Source organism: Streptomyces sp. NPDC055103 (genome assembly GCF_053607625.1).
Map to the genome: position 1 here is coordinate 50,244 of NZ_JBSGTX010000017.1, position 19,692 is coordinate 69,935.

The following is a 19,692-nucleotide window of genomic DNA, read 5'->3' on the forward strand; positions in this document are numbered from 1 at the left end:
ACGTCCTAGTAAATTCGAGTGCATGGACGCTGACGCCATCGAGGAAGGCCGCCGTCGCTGGCAGGCCCGTTACGACAAGGCCCGCAAGCGGGACGCCGACTTCACCACGCTCTCCGGCGACGCCGTGGAGCCCGTCTACGGGCCGCGGCCCGGCGACACCTACGAGGGGTTCGAGCGGATCGGCTGGCCCGGCGAGTACCCCTACACCCGGGGACTCCACGCGACCGGCTACCGGGGCCGCACCTGGACCATCCGGCAGTTCGCGGGCTTCGGCAACGCCGAGCAGACCAACGAGCGCTACAAGATGATCCTGGAGGCCGGTGGCGGCGGCCTCTCGGTCGCCTTCGACATGCCGACCCTCATGGGCCGCGACTCCGACGACCCGAAGGCGCTCGGCGAGGTCGGCCACTGCGGTGTCGCCATCGACTCCGCCGCCGACATGGAGGTCCTCTTCAAGGACATCCCGCTCGGCGACGTCACCACCTCGATGACGATCTCCGGGCCGGCCGTGCCCGTCTTCTGCATGTACCTGGTCGCCGCCGAGCGGCAGGGCGTCGACCCGGCCGTGCTCAACGGCACGCTCCAGACCGACATCTTCAAGGAGTACATCGCGCAGAAGGAGTGGCTCTTCGAGCCCGAGCCCCATCTGCGCCTCATCGGCGACCTCATGGAGCACTGCGCGGCGGGCATCCCCGCGTACAAGCCGCTCTCCGTCTCCGGCTACCACATCCGCGAGGCCGGGGCGACGGCCGCGCAGGAGCTGGCGTACACCCTCGCCGACGGCTTCGGCTACGTGGAGCTTGGCCTCTCGCGCGGCCTCGACGTCGACGTCTTCGCCCCCGGCCTCTCCTTCTTCTTCGACGCGCACCTCGACTTCTTCGAGGAGATCGCCAAGTTCCGCGCGGCCCGCCGGATCTGGGCGCGCTGGATGAAGGAGGTCTACGGCGCCAAGACCGACAAGGCGCAGTGGCTCCGCTTCCACACCCAGACCGCCGGTGTCTCCCTCACCGCCCAGCAGCCGTACAACAACGTCGTCCGTACGGCGGTCGAGGCCCTCTCCGCCGTCCTCGGCGGCACCAACTCCCTCCACACCAACGCCCTCGACGAGACCCTCGCGCTGCCCAGCGCGCAGGCCGCCGAGATCGCGCTCCGCACCCAGCAGGTGCTGATGGAGGAGACCGGCGTGGCCAACGTCGCCGACCCGCTGGGCGGCTCCTGGTACGTCGAGCAGCTCACCGACCGCATCGAGGCCGACGCCGAGCGGATCTTCGACCAGATCAAGGAGCGCGGCCGCCGCGCCCACCCGGACGGGCAGCACCCGATCGGGCCGATCACCTCGGGCATCCTGCGCGGCATCGAGGACGGCTGGTTCACCGGCGAGATCGCCGAGTCCGCCTTCCAGTACCAGCAGTCCCTGGAGAAGGGCGACAAGCGGGTCGTCGGCGTCAACTGCCACCACGGCTCCGTCACCGGCGACCTGGAGATCCTGCGGGTCAGCCACGAGGTCGAGTGGGAGCAGGTCCGCGTCCTCGGCGAGCGCAAGGAGCGCCGCGACGACGCCAAGGTCCGCGCCTCGCTCGACGCGATGCTCGCGGCGGCCCGGGACGGCTCGAACATGATCGTCCCGATGCTGGAGGCCGTCCGCGCCGAGGCCACCCTCGGCGAGATCTGCAACGTCCTGCGGGACGAGTGGGGCGTCTACACGGAGCCCCCGGGCTTCTAGAGCCTTCCCGGACCCCGGTGCGCCGGGGTACGACGGCGGGGGCGGTACGGGGAGTCCCCGTACCGCCCCCGCCGTCATAGGGACGGACCGCGCCCTGATCGACCTGACGTACTTCGCGGCCTACTTCGCCGCCGTGCCCAGGATCTTCGTCGGGGTGATCCGGACCGCCACCCGGACCTCCTCCGGCGGTAGTTCCAGGTACTCGCGGCCGGCGCCCTCGCCCTCGTAGCTCTCCGCGAGCGCCACGGCCAGCGCGCGGCCGGTGTCCTCGGTGACCGTCGCCGTGCCCCGTATCTCCGCGTAGAGGAGCGGGTCGTGGCGGTCGTGGACGGTGAGGCTGACCCGGGCGTCGGCCCGGATGTTCTTGATCTTGCGGCGGCCGTCCTGGCTGGAGATCAGCAGGTCGTCGCCGTCACGGCCGACCCACACGACCGAGGTCTGCGGGGAGCCGTCGGGCTGGATCGTGGCCAGCACGGCCGGGTTGACGTCGTCGAGCAGCGTGCGGACGGAGTCCGTGAGGTGATTCGTCACGGCGGCCACGGTAGGGGGCGGGCCGTGGGCGGCGCCGGGAGTTTCCGGCGGCCCACCGCCCTCAGCCGAGGGCCGCAGCTGAACCGAGGGTCGCGGGCCGCCCCTCAGCCGAGGGCCGCCACCGCGCCCAGGCCGCCCACGAGGAGGGCCGAGAGGCGGGCCACCCACTCCCCGTCGACCGGTTCGGCGCTCACCAGGGCGCGGTGGACGACCGCGCCCGCGATGACGTCGAAGACCAGGTCGTCCGTGGCGTCCACCGCGACCGGATCACGGTCCTCGGGGAGCTCGCCGCGCTGCTGTGCCCGTCGGCGCCCCGCCAGGACGAGCCGCTTCTGACGGTCGACGATCGAGGCGCGGATACGCTCGCGGAGCGGCGCGTCGCGGGTCGATTCGGCCACCACCGCCATCAGGGCCGTCTTGGTCTCCGGGCGTTCGAGGAGCGCCGCGAACTGGAGGACGACATGCTCGATGTCCGCCTGGAGGGAACCCAGGTCGGGCAGTTCGAGTTCGTCGAAGAGGACGGCGACGGCGTCCACCACGAGCTCGTTCTTGTTGGCCCAGCGGCGATAGAGGGTCGTCTTCGCAACCCCGGCGCGGCCGGCGACGTCCCCCATCGTGAGCTTGGACCAGCCGAGATCGACCAGGGCGGCGCGGGTCGCCTCCAGTATGGCCGTGTCGGCCTCGGTGGAGCGGGGGCGTCCCGTACGGCTGTTGCGGGGGGTACTGCTGCACATGGACGTCGACCATACCCGCCGGTAAGTACGACGCCAGAGGCGCGCGGTGTGAGGCAGTTCACCGAGAGGATCCCGCCCGCGCCCTCCCCGCCGATCCTTCCGGGGAGTTACGCTACGACCTGTAGCGAAAGGCTTTGAGCGGCCCCAGCGACAACCATGTGCCGGGTGGGGACCCGGCATGCACGCACCGGGTGGGGATCCGGTGCGAACCGAAGACGAAGTGCACGAGGAACCGTGTTGCCCGGGCGTCTCGCACACCGGCGGGAGGCGTACGGGCGGCACGGTTCAGCCATGACTTACCGGTTACGCGCGCGGAGGGGGGAGGATGTACGCATGCAGCCCCGAAACATGTCCATGAGCGGCGTCGTCGACCTTGCCGCGGTGAAGGCGGCCGGAGAGGCCAAGGCCAAGGCGGAGCAGGTCCGGGCCGAGACGGCCCGGCAGGGTGGCTCCGCCGCGGTGCCCCCTTCCGCCCTGGTGATCGACGTCGACGAGGCCGGCTTCGAGCGCGATGTCATCCAGCGCTCCGCCGAGGTCCCGGTCGTCCTCGACTTCTGGGCCGAGTGGTGTGAGCCGTGCAAGCAGCTCGGCCCCCTCCTGGAGCGGCTGGCCGTCGAGTACAACGGCCGCTTCCTGCTCGCGAAGATCGACGTCGACGCCAACCAGATGCTGATGCAGCAGTTCGGCATCCAGGGAATTCCGGCCGTTTTCGCGGTGGTCGCCGGTCAGGCGCTGCCGCTCTTCCAGGGTGCGGTGCCCGAGGCCCAGATCCGCGAGACCCTCGACCAGCTGATCATGGTCGGCGAGGAGCGCTTCGGTCTGACGGGTATTGCCGTGGCCGGTGACGCGGACGGTGCCGACTCGGCCGCCGCCGAGCGCCCGGCCGGCCCGTACGACGCCCTCCTCGAAGCGGCCATGTCCGCGCTCGACGCGGGTGACCTGGCGGGTGCCGTCCAGGCGTACAAGAACGTGCTCGCCGACGACCCGGCCCACCCGGAGGCCAAGCTGGGCCTGGCCCAGGCCGAGCTCCTGGCCCGGGTGCAGGACCTCGACCCCGCCGTCGTACGCAAGAACGCGGCGGACGACCAGTCCGACGTCGCCGCGCAGATCGCCGCCGCCGACCTCGACCTGGTGGGCGGTCATGTCGAGGACGCCTTCGGGCGCCTCGTGGAGACCGTCCGCCGCACGGTGGGCGAGGACAGGAACGCGGCGCGGCTGCGGCTTCTGGAGCTCTTCGAGGTGATCGGCGTCGACGACCCGCGGGTGACGACGGCCCGCCAGGCCCTCGCCCGGGTCCTTTTCTGAGACGTCTTCCGGGATATCTCCCGGGACGCCCTCCGAGGCGTTCCTGACCCGCCGGATCCTCCGGCGATTTGGCGACACAGCGACAAACAGCGGCCGTGCTTTACCAAAACTTGGTAATCGCGGCCGCTGTTACTTGCAGTAAATCGAACCGAGGGTTCTGTCCTCATTCATCCGGTCATCTGCTGATATCGGGCATCACCCGACCGCACCCTGAGTGCCCGTTCGGCGCCGCCCCGCCACGCCCCGGTTATCCACCCGTTACTAGCGAGTAACGAACCCCCTTGTGCGAAGGCCCGGAATCGACCACGATCGGCGACGCTCGGTCCGAACCGCACACCCCGGCAACCAACCGGGAACACGGCGAGGGTCCCCACCGGGCGGGCCGGCGCCCCAGGCGCCTGCCGTGGACAGGGGGGTTCCCGATCTCACCGAACGGGGCCTGTCCAACCCCGGTCACGCGCAAAGCGTGGCTCATGGTTGTCGCTCGGGAGTGATCGCCGGTGATTCGGACGCGCAGCGCGCCGCCTGATGCCTCGGCGCTCCCCTTCCCGAGGACGTAGCTCTTCTCCATCCCAGGACGGGCCCCCGGCCCTCCCGGAGATGTACGTCCGAGAAGGAGGAATTCTCATGAAGTCCCAGGTTCGTGGCGGAACCAGATGGAAGCGGTTCGCCCTCGTCATGGTCCCGAGCGTGGCCGCGACGGCAGCGATCGGCGTCGGCCTGGCCCAGGGCGCGCTGGCCGCGTCCTTCGCCATCTCCGGCCAGGAGTTCAAGGTCTCCACCGACAAGCTCGTGGGCACCGAGTTCGTGCAGTACGGCAGTGTCGCCAAGGGCCACAAGCTGGACGGCACGCCGTTCGGCGCCCCGGTCGCGGTCTCCGGCTTCGACACGGCCAAGATCACCAACATGTGCCAGTCGGTCGTGACGCCGGTTCCGGGTCTCGGTGACATCACCCTCCGCCTGGAGGCGGGTGGCAGCGACGCGGCCAAGGGCGGCGACGAGGACAAGCAGGTCTTCGCCAAGGACCTCTACCTCGATGTCTCCTACCTCTCGGCCGACGCCGAGTTCAAGAACATCGACATCGGCGTCGCCGCCGGCCAGCTCGACAACGGCGGGCCCAAGAACGAGGACAACGCGCGGCAGGGCATCCAGCCCAACACCGAGGCCAGCCCGCACGGCTTCGGCCAGCGCGCCTCGGACGTCACTCTGACGAAGGTCAAGCAGAAGGCGTGGGCCACCACGGCCGCCACCTTCCGGCTCCCCGACCTGAGCCTGTCCCTGCACCGGGGCACGGACAAGGAGTGCTTCAAGGGCTGATCCGGCCCGGGGTGCGGGCCGCTCCGGCGGCCCGCACCCGCTCCGGGGAACGTCCCCGTTTCTCCACCTCTTCTCAGCAACACCGCTTCCAGGGAGCTGTTTCCATGAGCGCCGAGACCCCTGCCTCCCACGGAGTCCCCCAGGACAACCGGTTCAAGGTCTGGCGGCAGACCCGACCCTTCTGGGCCGGACTGTTCACCATCCTCGGTGGTCTGCCGATCGCCTACCTCCCCTACGGGGACATGCGGCTCGGCAACGTCACCCTCGCCATGAAGACGACCGCCGGAGCCGGCGCGCTGATCATCGGCGTCCTGCTTATCACGCTCGGCCTGACGATGTGGTACCAGCCCGTCGTGCGGGTCTTCGCGGGCGTCGCGTCGATCATCCTGGGGCTCGTCTCCATCCCGGTGTCGAACTTCGGCGGTCTGCTCATCGGCTTCCTGCTCTCCCTCGTCGGAGGCGGCATGTCCATCGCCTGGGCGCCCGCACCACCGGTCGAGGAGGCCCTCGACACCGACTACGACGGTGAGTCGGAGGAGTCCGCCGCGACCGAGGCCCTGTGGGCCGACGTTCCGGAGCAGCGCGAGGCGGAGCACCACGCCACCGAATCGACGACAGACGCCAACGGCGGGAGGAACAGTGCGGGGTGACGAGACTCAGTCGGCGCTCGCGAAGGAGGGCCCGCGGCACGCGGCCCCGCGCAAGTCGCTGCTGAACAGGATCCAGGGCCCCGCGGGCAAGGCGATGGCGCTGGCCGCCATGCCGACCGCGGTGTTCGTGGGCATGGGCCTCACGCCCAAGCTCGCCCTCGCCGACGAGAAGGACATCCCCTTCGCGCCGGGCCCCTGCGTGACCCGCTCGGACGAGCCGGCTCCGGAGGAGACGGCGACGGCGAAGCCCACGGAGAGCGCGAAGCCGACGGCCACCCCCTCCGCGACCGCGACCCCGAGCGCCACGGCGACGACCGGCCCGACGGCCACGGCCTCGGCCACCGCTTCGGCGAGCGCCACCGCGACCCCGACGCCGACCGCGACGCAGACCGGGCAGGCGACCACCCAGGCGATCACGCAGCAGAGCCGGGAACTGGCGCCGACCGCGACCCCCTCGGCCACCGCCACAGCCGCGCCGACGAAGTCGACGAACCCGCTCGACCCGCTGGGCGTGGGCGACGCGCTCCGGGACCTCTTCGACGGCCCGGACCCGAAGCCGACGGCCACGACGGCCGCGCCCACGACGGCGCCGACCACGGCCGCCCCGGTCCAGAAGGCCGCGACCGCCGACGAGCCGACCGCGACCGCTGCACCGAAGCCGACCGCGACCGCGACCGCCACGGCGACCGCCACGGCCAAGCCGAAGGCGACCGAGGACCCGGCCGCCGACGCGACCAGGAAGGCGATCGAGAAGGCGGCCGACGAGGCCGGCGCCACGGTCGAGGAGCTCCCCGAGAGCGCCAAGGGCCTCGACCCCAAGAAGGACGAGTCCATACCCGACGGCGCCAAGCCGCGCTTCCCGTGCCCGGTGGCCGACCCCGAGGCGCTCGCGGCGGCCGAACTGGAGCCGGGCATCCCGCTGCTCCCGGACGAGCCGTGGCGGCTGGAGAGCACGAAGCTCACGCTGAACGGCCTGAAGTACCACGGCATCGTCGAGGTGAAGACCGGCAGCGGCAAGATCAAGAAGGTCCTGAAGTTCACCGCGTCCAGCATCGGCATCAAGGACCTCCACCAGCTGACGGAGCACTCGGAGGGCCGTACCGGCCACGTTCGCTCCGCCAAGGGCGAGACGTCGACCATCACCGACGGCACGGTGACCATGTACACGGAGGAGCTGAAGGGCAACCTCTTCGGTCTCATCCCGATCACCTTCAGCCCGGAGGCCCCGCCTCCGCTGGACGTCCCCTTCGCCGTCTTCACCCAGGTGAAGCTCAAGCAGGCGGGCCAGTTCGGCGGCACCCTCAAGGTTCCGGGCCTCCTCAACACGATCGAGCCCAGCTGATCACCGAGCCCAGCTGATCCTCGTACGCGTATCCGTATACGGCCGTGGGCCGCAACCCTTCTCCAGGGGTGCGGCCCACGGCCGTTCACGCGTCAGGGCGGGACGTCAGGCGTGCTTGCCGCCGCCGAGGTGGTGCACGCGGACCATGTTCGTCGTGCCGGGGACGCCGGGGGGCGAGCCGGCCGTGATGACCATGGTGTCGCCCTCGTTGTAGCGCTGGAGCTTCAGGAGCTCGGCGTCCACGAGGTCGACCATCGCGTCCGTGGTCTCCACGAACGGGACGAGGAAGGACTCCACGCCCCAGCTCAGGGTGAGCTGGTTGCGGGTGTTCTCGTCCGTCGTGAAGGCGAGGATCGGCTGCTGCACCCGGTAGCGGGAGAGACGGCGGGCCGTGTCGCCGGACTGGGTGAAGGCGACGAGCGCCTTGCCGCCGAGGAAGTCGGCGATCTCGCAGGCCGCGCGGGCGACGGAGCCGCCCTGGGTGCGCGGCTTCTTGCCCGGGACCAGGGGCTGGAGGCCCTTGGAGAGCAGCTCCTCCTCGGCCGCGGTGACGATCTTCGACATCGTCTTCACGGTCTCGATCGGGTAGGCGCCGACCGAGGACTCGGCCGACAGCATGACCGCGTCCGCGCCGTCCAGGATCGCGTTGGCGACGTCGCTCGCCTCGGCGCGGGTCGGCCGCGAGTTGGTGATCATCGACTCCATCATCTGGGTCGCGACGATGACCGGCTTGGCGTTGCGGCGACACATCTCGACGAGGCGCTTCTGCACCATCGGGACCTTTTCGAGCGGGTACTCGACGGCGAGGTCGCCGCGGGCCACCATGACCGCGTCGAAGGCCGCGACGACGGCCTCCATGTTCTCGACGGCCTGCGGCTTCTCGACCTTGGCGATGACGGGGACCCGGCGGCCCTCCTCGTCCATCACCTTGTGGACGTCCTTGACGTCGTCGGCGTCGCGGACGAAGGAGAGAGCGACCATGTCGCAGCCCATACGGAGCGCGAAGCGGAGGTCGTCGACGTCCTTCTCCGACAGGGCGGGGACGTTGACGGCCGCGCCGGGCAGGTTGATGCCCTTGTGGTCGGAGATGACACCGCCCTCGACGACGATCGTCTTGACCCGGGGGCCCGCGACCTCGACGACGCGCAGTTCGACGTTGCCGTCGTTGATGAGGACCTGGTCGCCCTTGGAGACGTCTCCGGGCAGACCCTTGTAGGTGGTGCCGCAGATGGACTTGTCGCCGGGGACGTCCTCGGTGGTGATGGTGAACTCGTCACCGCGCACCAGCTCGACCGGGCCCTCGGCGAAGGTCTCCAGACGGATCTTGGGTCCCTGGAGGTCGGCGAGGACGCCGACGGCGTGCCCGGTGTCCGCGGAGACCTGCCGGACGCGGTCGTACCGCTCCTGGTGTTCTGCCTGGGAGCCGTGGCTGAAGTTGAATCGGGCCACGTTCATGCCGGCCTCGATGAGAGCCTTCAGCTGCTCATACGAGTCGACGGCGGGGCCCAGCGTGCAGACGATTTTGGAACGGCGCATGAGGCGGATCCTATCGGTTTGTTTCACTGCGGAATATTCCGACTGGCGGAAAGTACAAATGGGCGCGGGTCCGCTCAAGCGTTCACTCGTTCGAGCTCGCCGAGCTCTGAACGAGCGCGAAACTCTGCCGCGCGATTTCCAGCTCCTCGTCCGTCGGCACCACGGCGACCGCCACCCGCGCGTAGTCCGGAGAGATCAGCCGCGCCTCGTCGGAACGTACGGAGTTGAGGTCCGCGTCCACGGCGAGACCCAGCTCCTCCAGGCCCGCGATGGCAGCCTCCCGCACCGGGGCCGCGTTCTCGCCGACCCCCGCCGTGAACACCACCGCGTCCACCCGGCCGAGCACCGCGTAGTAGGCGCCGATGTACTTCTTCAGGCGGTGGACGTAGATGTCGAAGGCCAGCGTCGCCGCGGGATCGCCCTCGTCCACGCGCCGCCGGATCTCCCGCATGTCGTTGTCGCCGCAGAGCCCGACCAGGCCGGACTTCTTGTTCAGGAGGACGTCGATGTCGTCGGCCGACATGCCTGCCACCCGCTTGAGGTGGAAGGTGACCGCCGGGTCGATGTCACCCGAGCGGGTGCCCATGACCAGGCCCTCCAGCGGCGTCAGGCCCATCGAGGTGTCCACGCACCGGCCGCCGGCCACCGCCGAGGCGGAGGCGCCGTTGCCCAGGTGCAGCACGATCACGTTCACCTCCTCGGGCGTCTTCCCGAGCAGCTTCGCCGTCTCGCGCGAGACGTACGCGTGCGAGGTGCCGTGGAAGCCGTAGCGCCGGATGCGGTAGGCGTCCGCCGTCTCCACGTCGATCGCGTACCGCGCCGCCGACTCCGGCATCGTCGTGTGGAAGGCCGTGTCGAAGACCGCCACCTGCGGCAGGTCGGGGCGCAGCGACATCGCCGTACGGATGCCGACGAGGTTCGCCGGGTTGTGCAGCGGCGCGACCGGCACCAGCCGCTCGATCTCCGCGAGCACCTCCTCGTCGATGACCGTCGGAGCGCTGAACCGCAGCCCGCCGTGCACCACCCGGTGGCCGATCGCCGCCAGCTCGGGGGAGTCCAGGCCGATGCCGTCCGCCGCCAGCTCCTCGGCGACGGCCTTCAGCGCCGCCGCGTGGTCGGGGATCGGACCGATCTTCTCGCGCTTCTCGCCTCCACCGCCCTGGAGCGGGGTGTGCGCCAGGCGGGAGGTCTCCTCGCCGATCCGCTCCACCAGGCCGACCGCGAGCCGACTGCCGTCCGCCATGTCGAGAAGCTGGTACTTGACGGAGGACGAACCGGAGTTGAGGACGAGGACTCGGGTGGGGGCGTGGGTGGTGCCGGCGGTCATGCGGGGAGCTCCTGACCCTGGGAGGGGAACGGGGACTGCGGGGAGGGGACCTGGGACTGGATCGCCGTGATGGCGACCGTGTTGACGATGTCGCTGACGAGCGCGCCCCGCGAGAGGTCGTTCACGGGCTTGCGCAGACCCTGGAGCACCGGGCCGACGGCCACGGCGCCGGCCGAACGCTGCACGGCCTTGTAGGTGTTGTTGCCGGTGTTGAGGTCCGGGAAGATCAGCACGGTCGCCTGCCCCGCCACCTCCGACTCCGGCAGCTTCGTGGCGGCGACGGACGGCTCCACCGCCGCGTCGTACTGGATCGGGCCCTCGATCCGCAGCTCCGGGTGCGCCTCGCGGACCAGCTTCGTCGCCTCGCGAACCTTGTCGACGTCCGCGCCGGAGCCCGAGGTGCCGGTCGAGTACGACAGCATCGCGATCCGCGGCTCCACGCCGAAGCGGGCCGCGGTGGCCGCCGACTGGGCGGCGATGTCCGCGAGTTGCTCGGCGTTCGGGTCGGGGTTGACGGCGCAGTCGCCGTACACGAGGACCTTGTCGGCGAGGCACATGAAGAAGACCGAGGAGACGATCGTCGCCTCCGGCTTCGTCTTGATGATCTCGAAGGCCGGGCGGATCGTCGCGGCCGTGGAGTGCACGGAGCCGGAGACCATGCCGTCGGCCAGGCCCTCCTGCACCATCAGCGTGCCGAAGTAGTTCACGTCCGAGACGACGTCGTACGCGAGCTCGACCGTGACGCCCTTGTGGGCGCGGAGCGCCGCGTACTTCTCGGCGAACGCGTCGCGCAGCTCCGAGGTCTGCGGGTCGATCAGCTGCGTGGCGCCCAGGTTCACGCTCAGGTCGACGGCCTTCTTGCGGATCGTCTCGACGTCGCCGAGCAGCGTCAGGTCGCAGACGTCACGGCGGATCAGGACGTCGGCGGCGCGCAGCACGCGCTCCTCGGTGCCCTCGGGGAGCACGACCCGGCGCCGGTCGGCGCGCGCCTGTTCGAGGAGTTCGTGCTCGAACATCATCGGCGTGACCCGGCCGCTGCGCGCGACCGAGATCCGCTTGAGCAGGTCGGCGGTGTCCACGTGCCGCTCGAAGAGACCGAGGGCCGTCTCCGCCTTGCGCGGGGTGGCGGCGTTCAGCTTGCCTTCGAGGGCGAAGAGCTCCGACGCGGTCGTGAAGCTGTTGTCCGGCACGGAGAGGACCGGGGTGCCGGGAGCCAGCCGGGCCGCCAGGGTCAGGATCTCCTCGGTGGGCCGCTCGTCGAGGGTGAGCAGCACACCGGCGATCGGCGGGGTGCCCGCCGAGTGCGCGGCGAGCGCGCCGACGACCAGGTCGGCCCGGTCCCCGGGCGTGACGACGAGGCAGCCGGGGGTCAGCGCGTGGAGGAAGTTCGGCAGCATCGCGCCGCCGAAGACGAAGTCCAGGGCGTCGCGCGCCAGACCCGCGTCGTCGCCGAGGACGACGGAGGCGCCGAGCGTGTGGGCGATCTGGGCGACGGTGGGCGCGGCGAGCGCCGGCTCGTCCGGCAGGACGTAACAGGGCACGGGCAGCCGGGCGGAGAGCCGCTCTGCGATGCCCTCCCGGTCCTCGCCCGCCACCCGGTTGACGACCAGCGCCAGCACGTCGCAGCCGAGGCCGTCGTAGGCGCGGAAGGCGTTGCGGGCCTCGGCCCGTACGGACTCCGACGGCTGGCCCTTGCCGCCGACCACCGGGATGACGGAGGCGCCGAACTCGTTGGCGAGACGGGCGTTGAGCGCGAGCTCGTCGGGGAGCTGCGTGGCGGCGAAGTCGGTACCGAGGACGAGGACGACCTCGTAGTCGCGGGCGACGGCGTGGAAGCGGTCGACGATCTGCGAGACCAGCTCGTCGGTGCCCCGCTCGGCCTGGAGGTCCGAGGCCTCGTGGTAGTCCATGCCGTAGACCGTCGAGGGATCCTGCGAGAGCCGGTAGCGGGTCCGCAACAGCTCGAAGAGCCGGTCGGGACCGTCGTGGACGAGCGGCCGGAACACCCCCACCCGGTCCACCTGGCGGGTGAGGAGCTCCATGACTCCCAGCTCGACGACCTGGCGGCCGTCACCGCGATCGATCCCGGTCACGTACACGCTGCGCGTCACGCCGTGGTCTCCTGTCCAGTCCAGCGGAACGGGGCTGTCCGAGGGGACCGCGGTGGGCGTCCGCCCCACGGCACCGGCGCGGCCCGTGCGTCAATCTGCGGTCCTCGGAAAGCCCCTAAAGGGCGGCATTACCCCCTTGACAATACCCCCGCCACTGGTTAAGTCGCCCGCCGGACGGAGGGCCCGGAACCCCGGTACGAAAGGCCTCCGCGAGGGCTCGGGGAGGGACGCGCTGAACAGCGACGAGCATCCCCGTCAGGTCGCCGTGTGAGAATCGTGGTGGCTCATCTGGACCGCGACCGAGCAGGAGACACAGCACGATGCGCATCGGAGTTCTCACCGCAGGCGGCGACTGCCCCGGCCTGAACGCAGTGATCCGGTCGGTCGTGCACCGGGCGCTGACCGGCCACGACGACGAGGTCATCGGCTTCGAGGACGGGTTCAAGGGCCTTCTCGACGGCCACTACCGACCCCTCGACCTCAACGCCGTCAGCGGCATCCTCGCCCGCGGCGGCACGATCCTCGGCTCCGCGCGCCTTGAACGCAACCGTCTGCGCGAGGCCGCCGAGTCGGCTCCCGATCTGGCCAGGCAGTACGGCATCGACGTCCTCATCCCGATCGGCGGCGAGGGCACGCTGACCGCTGCCCGGATGCTCTCCGACGCGGGCATGCCCGTCGTCGGCGTCCCGAAGACGATCGACAACGACATCTCCTCCACGGACCGCACCTTCGGCTTCGACACCGCCGTCGGCGTCGCCACCGAGGCCATGGACCGGCTGAAGACCACCGCCGAGTCCCACCAGCGGGTGATGGTCGTCGAGGTGATGGGCCGCCACGCCGGCTGGATCGCGCTGGAGTCCGGCATGGCCGGCGGCGCGCACGGCATCTGCCTCCCCGAGCGCCCCTTCCAGGTGGAGGACCTCGTCAAGATGGTCGAGGAGCGCTTCGCCCGCGGCAAGAAGTTCGCCGTCATCTGCGTCGCCGAGGGCGCGCATCCGGCCGAGGGCTCGATGGAGTACAAGAAGGGCGAGATCGACCAGTTCGGTCACGAGCGCTTCCAGGGCATCGGCAACCAGCTCGCCGTCGAGCTGGAGCGGCGCCTCGGCAAGGAGGCCCGGCCGGTGATTCTCGGCCACGTCCAGCGCGGCGGCACGCCGACCGCGTACGACCGCGTCCTCGCCACCCGCTTCGGCTGGCACGCGGTGGAGGCGGCGCACCGCGGCGAGTTCGGCCGGATGACGGCGCTGCGCGGCACGGACATCGAGATGGTGCCGCTGGCCGAGGCCGTGACGCAGCTGAAGACGGTTCCGCTGGACCGCATGCGCGAGGCCGAGTCGGTCTTCTGACCGGTCGACGTCCCGATCCGCCCGGTCGCCGAGCGCACGTCCGTCCGGGACCCCCGGCCGGGACTCACGTCCCTCCGTCCGGACCTCCGGCCGGGATCTCCGTCCGCGACCTCTGGACGGCACCTCCGTCCTGGACCTCCGGCCGGGACTCACGTCCCCCCGGCCGGGACCGACGTCCCGACCTGTCCCGGATCCGCTCCGGGACCCGGACGCACCCGAGTGGCCCCGACCCTCCCCCCCCGTGGAGGGTCGGGGCCACTCGCCGTGACCGGCATCACCACCGGAAATGCCGAGTTCCACTCTTGAGCCGGAGCACGAGATCAACAAGGCTTGAGGCTTGTCCCGGACATGTCCCACACTCTGTCCGGCGGAAGGGGGAGACGCGGATGATGCCGGGGGAACGGGTGCCCGACCCGCGGGAGGCACGGAACGCCACGGAGTTCGTCGCGTGCCTCCAGATGCTCAAGGACCGGTCCGGCCTGACCTACCGCGAGCTCGCGGCCCGGGCCGAGGCCCGCGGCGAGGTCCTGCCGCGGTCCACCGTCGCCAACATGCTGGCCCGCGCCACCGTCCCCCGAGAGGAGCTCCTGCTCACCTTCGTCCGCGCGTGCGGGGTGGGGCCGGGCGATCTCCAGGAGTGGCAGGCCGTACGGAAGGAACTCGCCGTACGGGGCGTGTACGAGCCCGCCGGCGGCGGACGCGCGGAGGCGGGCGGTTCTGGGGAGGGCTCCGGTCCGGCGGAGACGGCTGGTCCTGGGGACGGCTCCCGCCAGGCGGAGGCGGCAGCTCCGGCGGAGGGCTCCCGTCCGGCGGAAGGCGCCCGCCCAGCGGACGGCTCCCGTCCGGCAGAGGCCGTCGGCGCCCCGGTCGCCTGGCCAGGGGAGTCGGCGGAGCCCCTCGACGGCGGCGCCCCCAAGGACTCGCGGCCGGGACCCCGGTCGCGCATACGGCGCACGCTCGTCGCGGCCGTCGCGCTGGCCGGTCTCGTGCTCGCCGGCGTCAGCGTCGTCGCCTTCCTGCGCGACGGGCACGGCGCGCACCCGCCCCGTACCCTCACCGCACCCGCCGCCGGGGACGTCCGCATCCGGGTGGTGGGGCAGGACCTGTGCCTCGGCGAGCGGCGCGGCGCCCGCAGCGGGCAGATCCACCAGGTGCCGTGCGCCGACGCGAAGGTACCGCTCTACTCGCTGAAGGAGACGGGCGCCGGCCGGTGGAGGATCGTTTCGGACCATCCCGAACACGGGCCCGGCTGCTCCGGCATACCCTCCGGCGGCCGCCTACCCGACGCCGCGTACGAGGACTCCGAGTGCGGCGACCCGAGCCGGGTGGAGGCGTTCGCCCTGGAGCCGTACGGCACTCCGGTCGAGGGCTACCGGATCGTTCCGGCGGACTCGGCGACGCCCGGCAGCTGCGTCACCGTCGTCGGTGACCGCGCGGCGGCCTGGGCACGACTGGCCCAGGCCCCCTGCGCCCCGGACGCGGCCGGTCAGCTCTTCAGCTTCGACCGCAGAGGCTAGAGGGCCCGGGCACGGCCCAAGGGTGTCGCGCCGATCAGGCCGGCTCCACCAGCCGGGTCCTCAGCGCCGTCACCACCGCCGGGTCAAGACCGACGTGGCCGGTGACGTACCCGTACACCGAGCCGTACCGCTCGCGCAGGTCCGCGAGGAACAGCCGGAGGATCTCGGCCGGCGCCCGGCCGTACCCCGGCCAGCGGAGCTCGCGGCCGGGGTGCGCCGCCCGCCAGTCGGCGATCAGCCGCTCCGTGGCCAGCTCCGTGAGCGCGAAGTCCGCGAGGATCTCCTCGTCGGGGACGTCGAGGAGCGCGAGCACCAGGGCCGCGACGAGTCCGGTGCGGTCCTTGCCGGAGGCGCAGTGGAAGACGAGCGGGCCGTCGGCGGCGGCGATGACCTCCAGGGCGGTACGGATCTCCTCCGCACCGTCCTCGGCGACCTCGGCGAACCGGTCGGCGAGGTAGCGCCACGGGTCGAGGTCCGGGTCGATCTCCGCCTGGTCGTACGGCCGGTGCTCGATGGACAGGTTGTGCCAGGAGACGTCCTCGGTCTCCGGCAGGCGGCCCTTGGCGGCGATCTCCCACGGGTAGCGCAGGTCGATCACGGAGGCCACGCGCAGCGCGCGGAAGCGGGCGAGGTCGTCGGGACCGGCTTCCGCGAGCTTGGCCAGCGAGTCGGAGCGGTAGAGGGTCTCCCACCGCACGGTCCCGCCGTCGGCGGTCCGATAGCCGCCCAGGTCACGGAAGTTGTGGAGTCGTTCGAAAGGTACGTGTCGTCTCACGGCGGCCAATCTACGGTCACGCCGGGCCGACCGCGCTAAAGACCCACCGCCGCCCAGAAGTGCCCGGTGATCTCCTCCAGGTACGCGCGCCCCTCGTCGCCCGTGGCCCCCGAGGCGCCCCAGCTGCTGGTCGCCGCCATCCGCGCGTGGTAGTCCGTGTGCAGCAGCTGTAGCGCCGGCTCCACGGTCCGCTTGGGCAGCGGCACCATCTTCACGGTCGGCTTCACATAGGCCTGCCAGCGGGTGGTGGCGGCGTCGCGCAGCAGCTCCGCGAGGCTGTCGTCGCCGCCGATCGCCGTGATCAGCGCGCGCGGCCCGAGGCCGAGGGCCTCCGCGAGGGCGGCCGTCTGGCGTTCGGTGCCGCGCCAGCGGCCCTCGTCCTCCATCCGCTGGTACGCGTGGGCCGCCACGCCGACCCGGCGGGCCAGCTCCTCCGCGGGGAGCGCGCGGGCCAGCCGGTGCTCGCGCAGGGTCGTGGCGGCGGCGATGAGATCGGCGGGAGCGCACCAGAGGACGCCCGCGAGGGCGGTGAGCTCCTGTTCGGTGGGGAGGAGACGGCCGCGCTCCCAGGCGACGACGGTGTCGGGGTCGACGAGCATGCCGTACTGGGCGCGGAGCCCGTACGCGACGTGTCCCGGGGCCATGCCGAGGCCTTCGCGCAGACGGCGCGCGGCCAGGGCGTTGAAGGGGGGAGAGGGTTGGTGCACCCTGCCACGGTAGGTGCGGACGGTGACGGCTGGCTACGGTGCGTTCCCCCAACGCGAGACGTCGTAGGAACGTGGGAACCGATCGGTAACCGCAGGTCAGTGGCGCTCAAGCGGCAGGTCAGGGGCGTCGTGCCCGGCCGTCGAGCCAGCGGTACTGCAGCTCGGGCCGCCCGATCTGCCCGTACTGCGGGGCGCGCACGGCCCGGCCCTCGGTCACGAGGTGCTCCAGGTAGCGGCGGGCGGTGATCCGGGAGATCCCCACCGCGGTGCCCGCCTCGGCGGCGGTGACGCCGGCCGGGGTGTCCCTGAGGGTGCGGGTGACCGCATCCAGGGTCGGGGCGCTGAGACCCTTCGGCAGGGTCGCGGGGTGCGGGGCGCGGAGCGTGGCGAGCGCCCGGTCCACCTCGTCCTGCCCGGAGGCCTCCCCGGCGGACGCCTGGAACTCCGCGTACCGCGCGAGCCGGTCCCGGAGCGTGGCGAAGGCGAAGGGCTTCAGGACGTACTGGACGACGCCGAGGGACACGCCCTCGCGGACGACCGCCAGGTCACGGGCGGAGGTCACGGCGATCACGTCGGCGGAGTGCCCGGCGGCGCGGAGCGCGCGCAGCAGCTGGAGGCCGTGGCCGTCGGGCAGGTAGAGGTCGAGGAGGATCAGGTCGACCGGCGTCCGGTCGAGCACCCGCACGGCGGCGGCCCGGGAGTGGGCGACCCCGACGACGGTGAAGCCCTCGACCCGCCCGGCGTAGAGCGCGTGGGCGTCGGCGGCGACGGGGTCGTCCTCGACGACGAGGACGCGCAGGGGACTCGTACTCACGGGGTCACCTCGGACCCGGCGGCGGGACCGGCCGACCGCGGGCTTCCTTCACGGGGGAGGGGGAGGGGGAGGGGGAGGGGCCCGGGCGGGGGCGCGGGCGCGGGCGCGGGCGCGGGACTGGAAACGGCGGCGGGCCGCGCCGCAGACTCCGAGGCGGACACGGACACGGGCGCGAGGCCTGCCCCCGACCCGGATGCGGATACGGGCGAGGGCGTGAGACCTACCGCCGCCCCGGATACGGAGACAGGGGCAGGCGCGGGCGCAGCCCCGGACGCCGGCAGCGGCAGTCGTACCGTGAACTCCGCGCCGCCCTCCGCCGCGTCCGCCAGCTCAAGCGTGCCGGCGGCGCGGGAGACGGCCTGGCCCACCAGGGCGAGGCCGAGACCGCGGCCGGGGCCCCGGGTCGACCAGCCGCGGCCGAGGACCGCCTCCCGGTCGGCCGGGCGGACACCGGGGCCGCTGTCCCCGACCCGCAGCAGCAGCTCGCCGTCGCCCGCCCGCGCCGCGACCGTGACCGTCACGCGCGCGTGCGGCGTCCCGCCGACCGCCTCCACGGCGTTGTCGATGAGGTTGCCCAGGATCGTGACCAGGTCCCGGGAGGGCAGCGCCGCCGGCACCCGGCCGTCGTCGATCCGGCTGTCCTCGGTCAGCACCAGCTCCACGCCCCGCTCGTTGGCCTGCGCCGCCTTGCCGAGCAGCAGCGCCGCGAGGACCGGTTCGCCGACCGCGTCGACGACCCGGTCGGTGAGGGCCTGCGCGAGCTCCAGCTCCGCCGTCGCGAACTCCACCGCCTCGGCCACCCGGCCCAGTTCGATGAGCGAGACGACCGTGTGCAGCCGGTTCGCCGCCTCGTGGGCCTGCGAGCGGAGGGCCTCCGTGAAACCGCGCTCGGAGTCCAACTCCCCGGAGAGCGCCTGGAGTTCCGTGCGGTCCCGAAGGGTGACGACCGTGCCGCGCCGCTCCCCGCCCACCACCGGGCGGGTGCTGACCACGAGCACCCGGTCGGCCGTCAGATGGGTCTCGTCCACGCGTGGCTCGGAGGAGAGCAGCGCGCCCGTGAGCGGTGCGGGCAGGCCGAGTTCGGCTGCTGAGCGCCCGACGACCCCTTCGTCGAGGCCGAGCAGCTCCCGTGCCCCGTCGTTGATGAGGGCGATCCGCCGCCGTCCGTCGAGCATCACGAGCCCTTCCCGTACGGCGTGCAGCGCGGCCTCGTGGTAGTCGTGCACGCGGCTCAGCTCGGCCGCGTTCATGCCGTGCGTGTGGCGGCGCAGGCGGGCGTTGACGACGTACGTCCCCGCGCCGCCCAGCGCGAGCGCCGCGCCCGCCATGAAGAGCAGGGCGGTGACCTGCTCCCGTACCTGCTCGCTGATCCTCTCGATCGTGATGCCCGCGCTGACGAGGGCGACGACCCGGTCGCCGTCGTAGACGGGCGCCACCGTCCGCACGGACGGTCCGAGCACCCCCAGGTGCGTCTCGGAGAAGGTCCGCCCCCGTACCGCCTCCTCGATGTGACCGAGGTACGTACGGCCGATCTGGGCCGGCTCCGGATGCGTCCAGCGGGTCCCGTCGGGTGCCATGATCACCACGAAGGCGACGTCCGCGTGTCCGCGCAGCGCCTCCGTGTACGGCTGGAGCACCGCCGTCGGGTCGGCGGAGCGGGCCGCCGTCACCACGGAGGGCGAGTGGGCGACGGCCGCGGCGGTCGCCGTGGACTGGCGCCGCGCGGTCTCCTCGGCCTGGGCGCGGTCCGTGACGTACGCGAAGACCGCGCAGCCCGCCACGACGACGGCCACGAGCACGACCTGCATCGCGAAGAGCTGACCCGCCAGGCTGCGGGGGCGGGGACGGGGGAAACGCATGCGGGTAAGTGTGCACGGCGGAGTTTGCGCCGGGGCATTGCGTTCCCGAATCGTTCTCTTCCTCCGACGCCGGGTCCGGCCCCTGGTCCGGCCCCGGT

Annotated in this window: 16 protein-coding genes; 7 read left to right on the forward strand and 9 right to left on the reverse strand. The window is 72.0% G+C overall.

All coding sequences use genetic code 11. The features are described from left to right. Positions 1-22: 22 nt before the first annotated feature. A complete protein-coding gene (locus ACWFR1_RS13795; RefSeq protein ID WP_453550241.1) occupies positions 23-1,723 on the forward strand; it encodes an acyl-CoA mutase large subunit family protein in 1,701 nt (566 codons plus the stop codon). Between the two features lie 120 nt (positions 1,724-1,843). Here ACWFR1_RS13795 and ACWFR1_RS13800 read toward each other — a convergent pair whose 3' ends face one another. Together ACWFR1_RS13800 and ACWFR1_RS13805 are read right to left on the reverse strand one after the other, a co-directional pair. Further along, complete coding sequence (locus ACWFR1_RS13800; protein ID WP_453550243.1) at positions 1,844-2,263, reverse strand: PPOX class F420-dependent oxidoreductase; 420 nt, start codon at positions 2,261-2,263, stop codon at positions 1,844-1,846. Positions 2,264-2,358: 95 nt separating this feature from the next. Then, entirely contained in the window at positions 2,359-2,988 is a 630-nt protein-coding gene (locus tag ACWFR1_RS13805) for a TetR/AcrR family transcriptional regulator (RefSeq protein WP_453550245.1), read from the reverse strand. Positions 2,989-3,321: 333 nt separating this feature from the next. Between ACWFR1_RS13805 and ACWFR1_RS13810 the strand changes: the two genes are divergently transcribed. The 4 genes from ACWFR1_RS13810 (at position 3,322) to ACWFR1_RS13825 (ending at position 7,602) form a co-directional block, all read left to right on the forward strand. Beyond that, positions 3,322-4,293, forward strand: a complete 972-nt coding sequence (locus ACWFR1_RS13810) for a tetratricopeptide repeat protein (RefSeq protein ID WP_453550247.1) — start codon at positions 3,322-3,324, stop codon at positions 4,291-4,293. Positions 4,294-4,920: 627 nt separating this feature from the next. Next, positions 4,921-5,610 (forward strand): DUF6230 family protein, encoded by a 690-nt coding sequence (locus ACWFR1_RS13815; protein ID WP_453550250.1) that lies wholly within the window; start codon positions 4,921-4,923, stop codon positions 5,608-5,610. Positions 5,611-5,714: 104 nt separating this feature from the next. After that, on the forward strand, positions 5,715-6,260 hold the full coding sequence (locus ACWFR1_RS13820) for a DUF6114 domain-containing protein (RefSeq protein WP_453550253.1): 546 nt from the start codon (positions 5,715-5,717) through the stop codon (positions 6,258-6,260). Further along, the gene (locus ACWFR1_RS13825; RefSeq protein WP_453550255.1) at positions 6,250-7,602 is read left to right on the forward strand and encodes a hypothetical protein; all 1,353 of its coding nucleotides are present in this window, start codon (positions 6,250-6,252) and stop codon (positions 7,600-7,602) included. Before ACWFR1_RS13820 ends, ACWFR1_RS13825 begins: the two co-directional genes overlap by 11 nt. A gap of 105 nt (positions 7,603-7,707) precedes the next feature. On the opposite strand, the gene pyk is transcribed toward ACWFR1_RS13825, so the two are convergent. The 3 genes from pyk to pta all read right to left on the reverse strand — a co-directional run bounded on the left by pyk (position 7,708) and on the right by pta (position 12,576). After that, entirely contained in the window at positions 7,708-9,138 is a 1,431-nt protein-coding gene (pyk, locus tag ACWFR1_RS13830) for a pyruvate kinase (protein ID WP_453550258.1), read from the reverse strand. 82 nt (positions 9,139-9,220) lie between these two features. Beyond that, complete coding sequence (locus ACWFR1_RS13835; RefSeq protein WP_453550260.1) at positions 9,221-10,465, reverse strand: acetate kinase; 1,245 nt, start codon at positions 10,463-10,465, stop codon at positions 9,221-9,223. Then, complete coding sequence (gene pta, locus ACWFR1_RS13840) at positions 10,462-12,576, reverse strand: phosphate acetyltransferase (RefSeq protein WP_453550263.1); 2,115 nt, start codon at positions 12,574-12,576, stop codon at positions 10,462-10,464. The genes ACWFR1_RS13835 and pta overlap by 4 nt, the downstream gene beginning before the upstream one ends. A 320-nt stretch (positions 12,577-12,896) precedes the next feature. Between pta and ACWFR1_RS13845 the strand changes: the two genes are divergently transcribed. Both ACWFR1_RS13845 and ACWFR1_RS13850 read left to right on the forward strand, forming a co-directional pair. Next, a complete protein-coding gene (locus tag ACWFR1_RS13845; RefSeq protein ID WP_453550266.1) occupies positions 12,897-13,922 on the forward strand; it encodes an ATP-dependent 6-phosphofructokinase in 1,026 nt (341 codons plus the stop codon). Between the two features lie 386 nt (positions 13,923-14,308). Next, complete coding sequence (locus tag ACWFR1_RS13850; RefSeq protein WP_453550269.1) at positions 14,309-15,439, forward strand: helix-turn-helix domain-containing protein; 1,131 nt, start codon at positions 14,309-14,311, stop codon at positions 15,437-15,439. Positions 15,440-15,473: 34 nt separating this feature from the next. Here ACWFR1_RS13850 and ACWFR1_RS13855 read toward each other — a convergent pair whose 3' ends face one another. From ACWFR1_RS13855 to ACWFR1_RS13870, 4 genes are all read right to left on the reverse strand, one after another. Continuing rightward, positions 15,474-16,214 (reverse strand): tyrosine-protein phosphatase, encoded by a 741-nt coding sequence (locus ACWFR1_RS13855; RefSeq protein ID WP_453550271.1) that lies wholly within the window; start codon positions 16,212-16,214, stop codon positions 15,474-15,476. Positions 16,215-16,249: 35 nt separating this feature from the next. After that, the gene (locus ACWFR1_RS13860) at positions 16,250-16,858 is read right to left on the reverse strand and encodes a helix-turn-helix domain-containing protein (protein ID WP_453550376.1); all 609 of its coding nucleotides are present in this window, start codon (positions 16,856-16,858) and stop codon (positions 16,250-16,252) included. Between the two features lie 181 nt (positions 16,859-17,039). After that, on the reverse strand, positions 17,040-17,735 hold the full coding sequence (locus ACWFR1_RS13865; RefSeq protein ID WP_453550273.1) for a response regulator: 696 nt from the start codon (positions 17,733-17,735) through the stop codon (positions 17,040-17,042). Next, positions 17,732-19,594, reverse strand: a complete 1,863-nt coding sequence (locus ACWFR1_RS13870) for a sensor histidine kinase (RefSeq protein ID WP_453550275.1) — start codon at positions 19,592-19,594, stop codon at positions 17,732-17,734. The genes ACWFR1_RS13865 and ACWFR1_RS13870 overlap by 4 nt, the downstream gene beginning before the upstream one ends. Positions 19,595-19,692 lie beyond the last annotated feature (98 nt).

Excerpts from the sequence above, each read along its gene's own strand:
- ACWFR1_RS13820 (WP_453550253.1), top strand. The coding sequence starts at position 5,715 with ATGAGCGCCGAGACCCCTGCCTCCCACGGAGTCCCCCAGGACAACCGG.
- ACWFR1_RS13795 (WP_453550241.1), top strand. The coding sequence starts at position 23 with ATGGACGCTGACGCCATCGAGGAAGGCCGCCGTCGCTGGCAGGCCCGT.
- ACWFR1_RS13835 (WP_453550260.1), bottom strand. The coding sequence starts at position 10,465 with ATGACCGCCGGCACCACCCACGCCCCCACCCGAGTCCTCGTCCTCAAC.
- ACWFR1_RS13845 (WP_453550266.1), top strand. The coding sequence starts at position 12,897 with ATGCGCATCGGAGTTCTCACCGCAGGCGGCGACTGCCCCGGCCTGAAC.
- ACWFR1_RS13870 (WP_453550275.1), bottom strand. The coding sequence starts at position 19,594 with ATGCGTTTCCCCCGTCCCCGCCCCCGCAGCCTGGCGGGTCAGCTCTTC.
- ACWFR1_RS13850 (WP_453550269.1), top strand. The coding sequence starts at position 14,309 with ATGATGCCGGGGGAACGGGTGCCCGACCCGCGGGAGGCACGGAACGCC.
- ACWFR1_RS13860 (WP_453550376.1), bottom strand. The coding sequence starts at position 16,858 with ATGGCCCCGGGACACGTCGCGTACGGGCTCCGCGCCCAGTACGGCATG.
- ACWFR1_RS13810 (WP_453550247.1), top strand. The coding sequence starts at position 3,322 with ATGCAGCCCCGAAACATGTCCATGAGCGGCGTCGTCGACCTTGCCGCG.
- ACWFR1_RS13815 (WP_453550250.1), top strand. The coding sequence starts at position 4,921 with ATGAAGTCCCAGGTTCGTGGCGGAACCAGATGGAAGCGGTTCGCCCTC.
- ACWFR1_RS13805 (WP_453550245.1), bottom strand. The coding sequence starts at position 2,988 with ATGTGCAGCAGTACCCCCCGCAACAGCCGTACGGGACGCCCCCGCTCC.
- pyk (WP_453550258.1), bottom strand. The coding sequence starts at position 9,138 with ATGCGCCGTTCCAAAATCGTCTGCACGCTGGGCCCCGCCGTCGACTCG.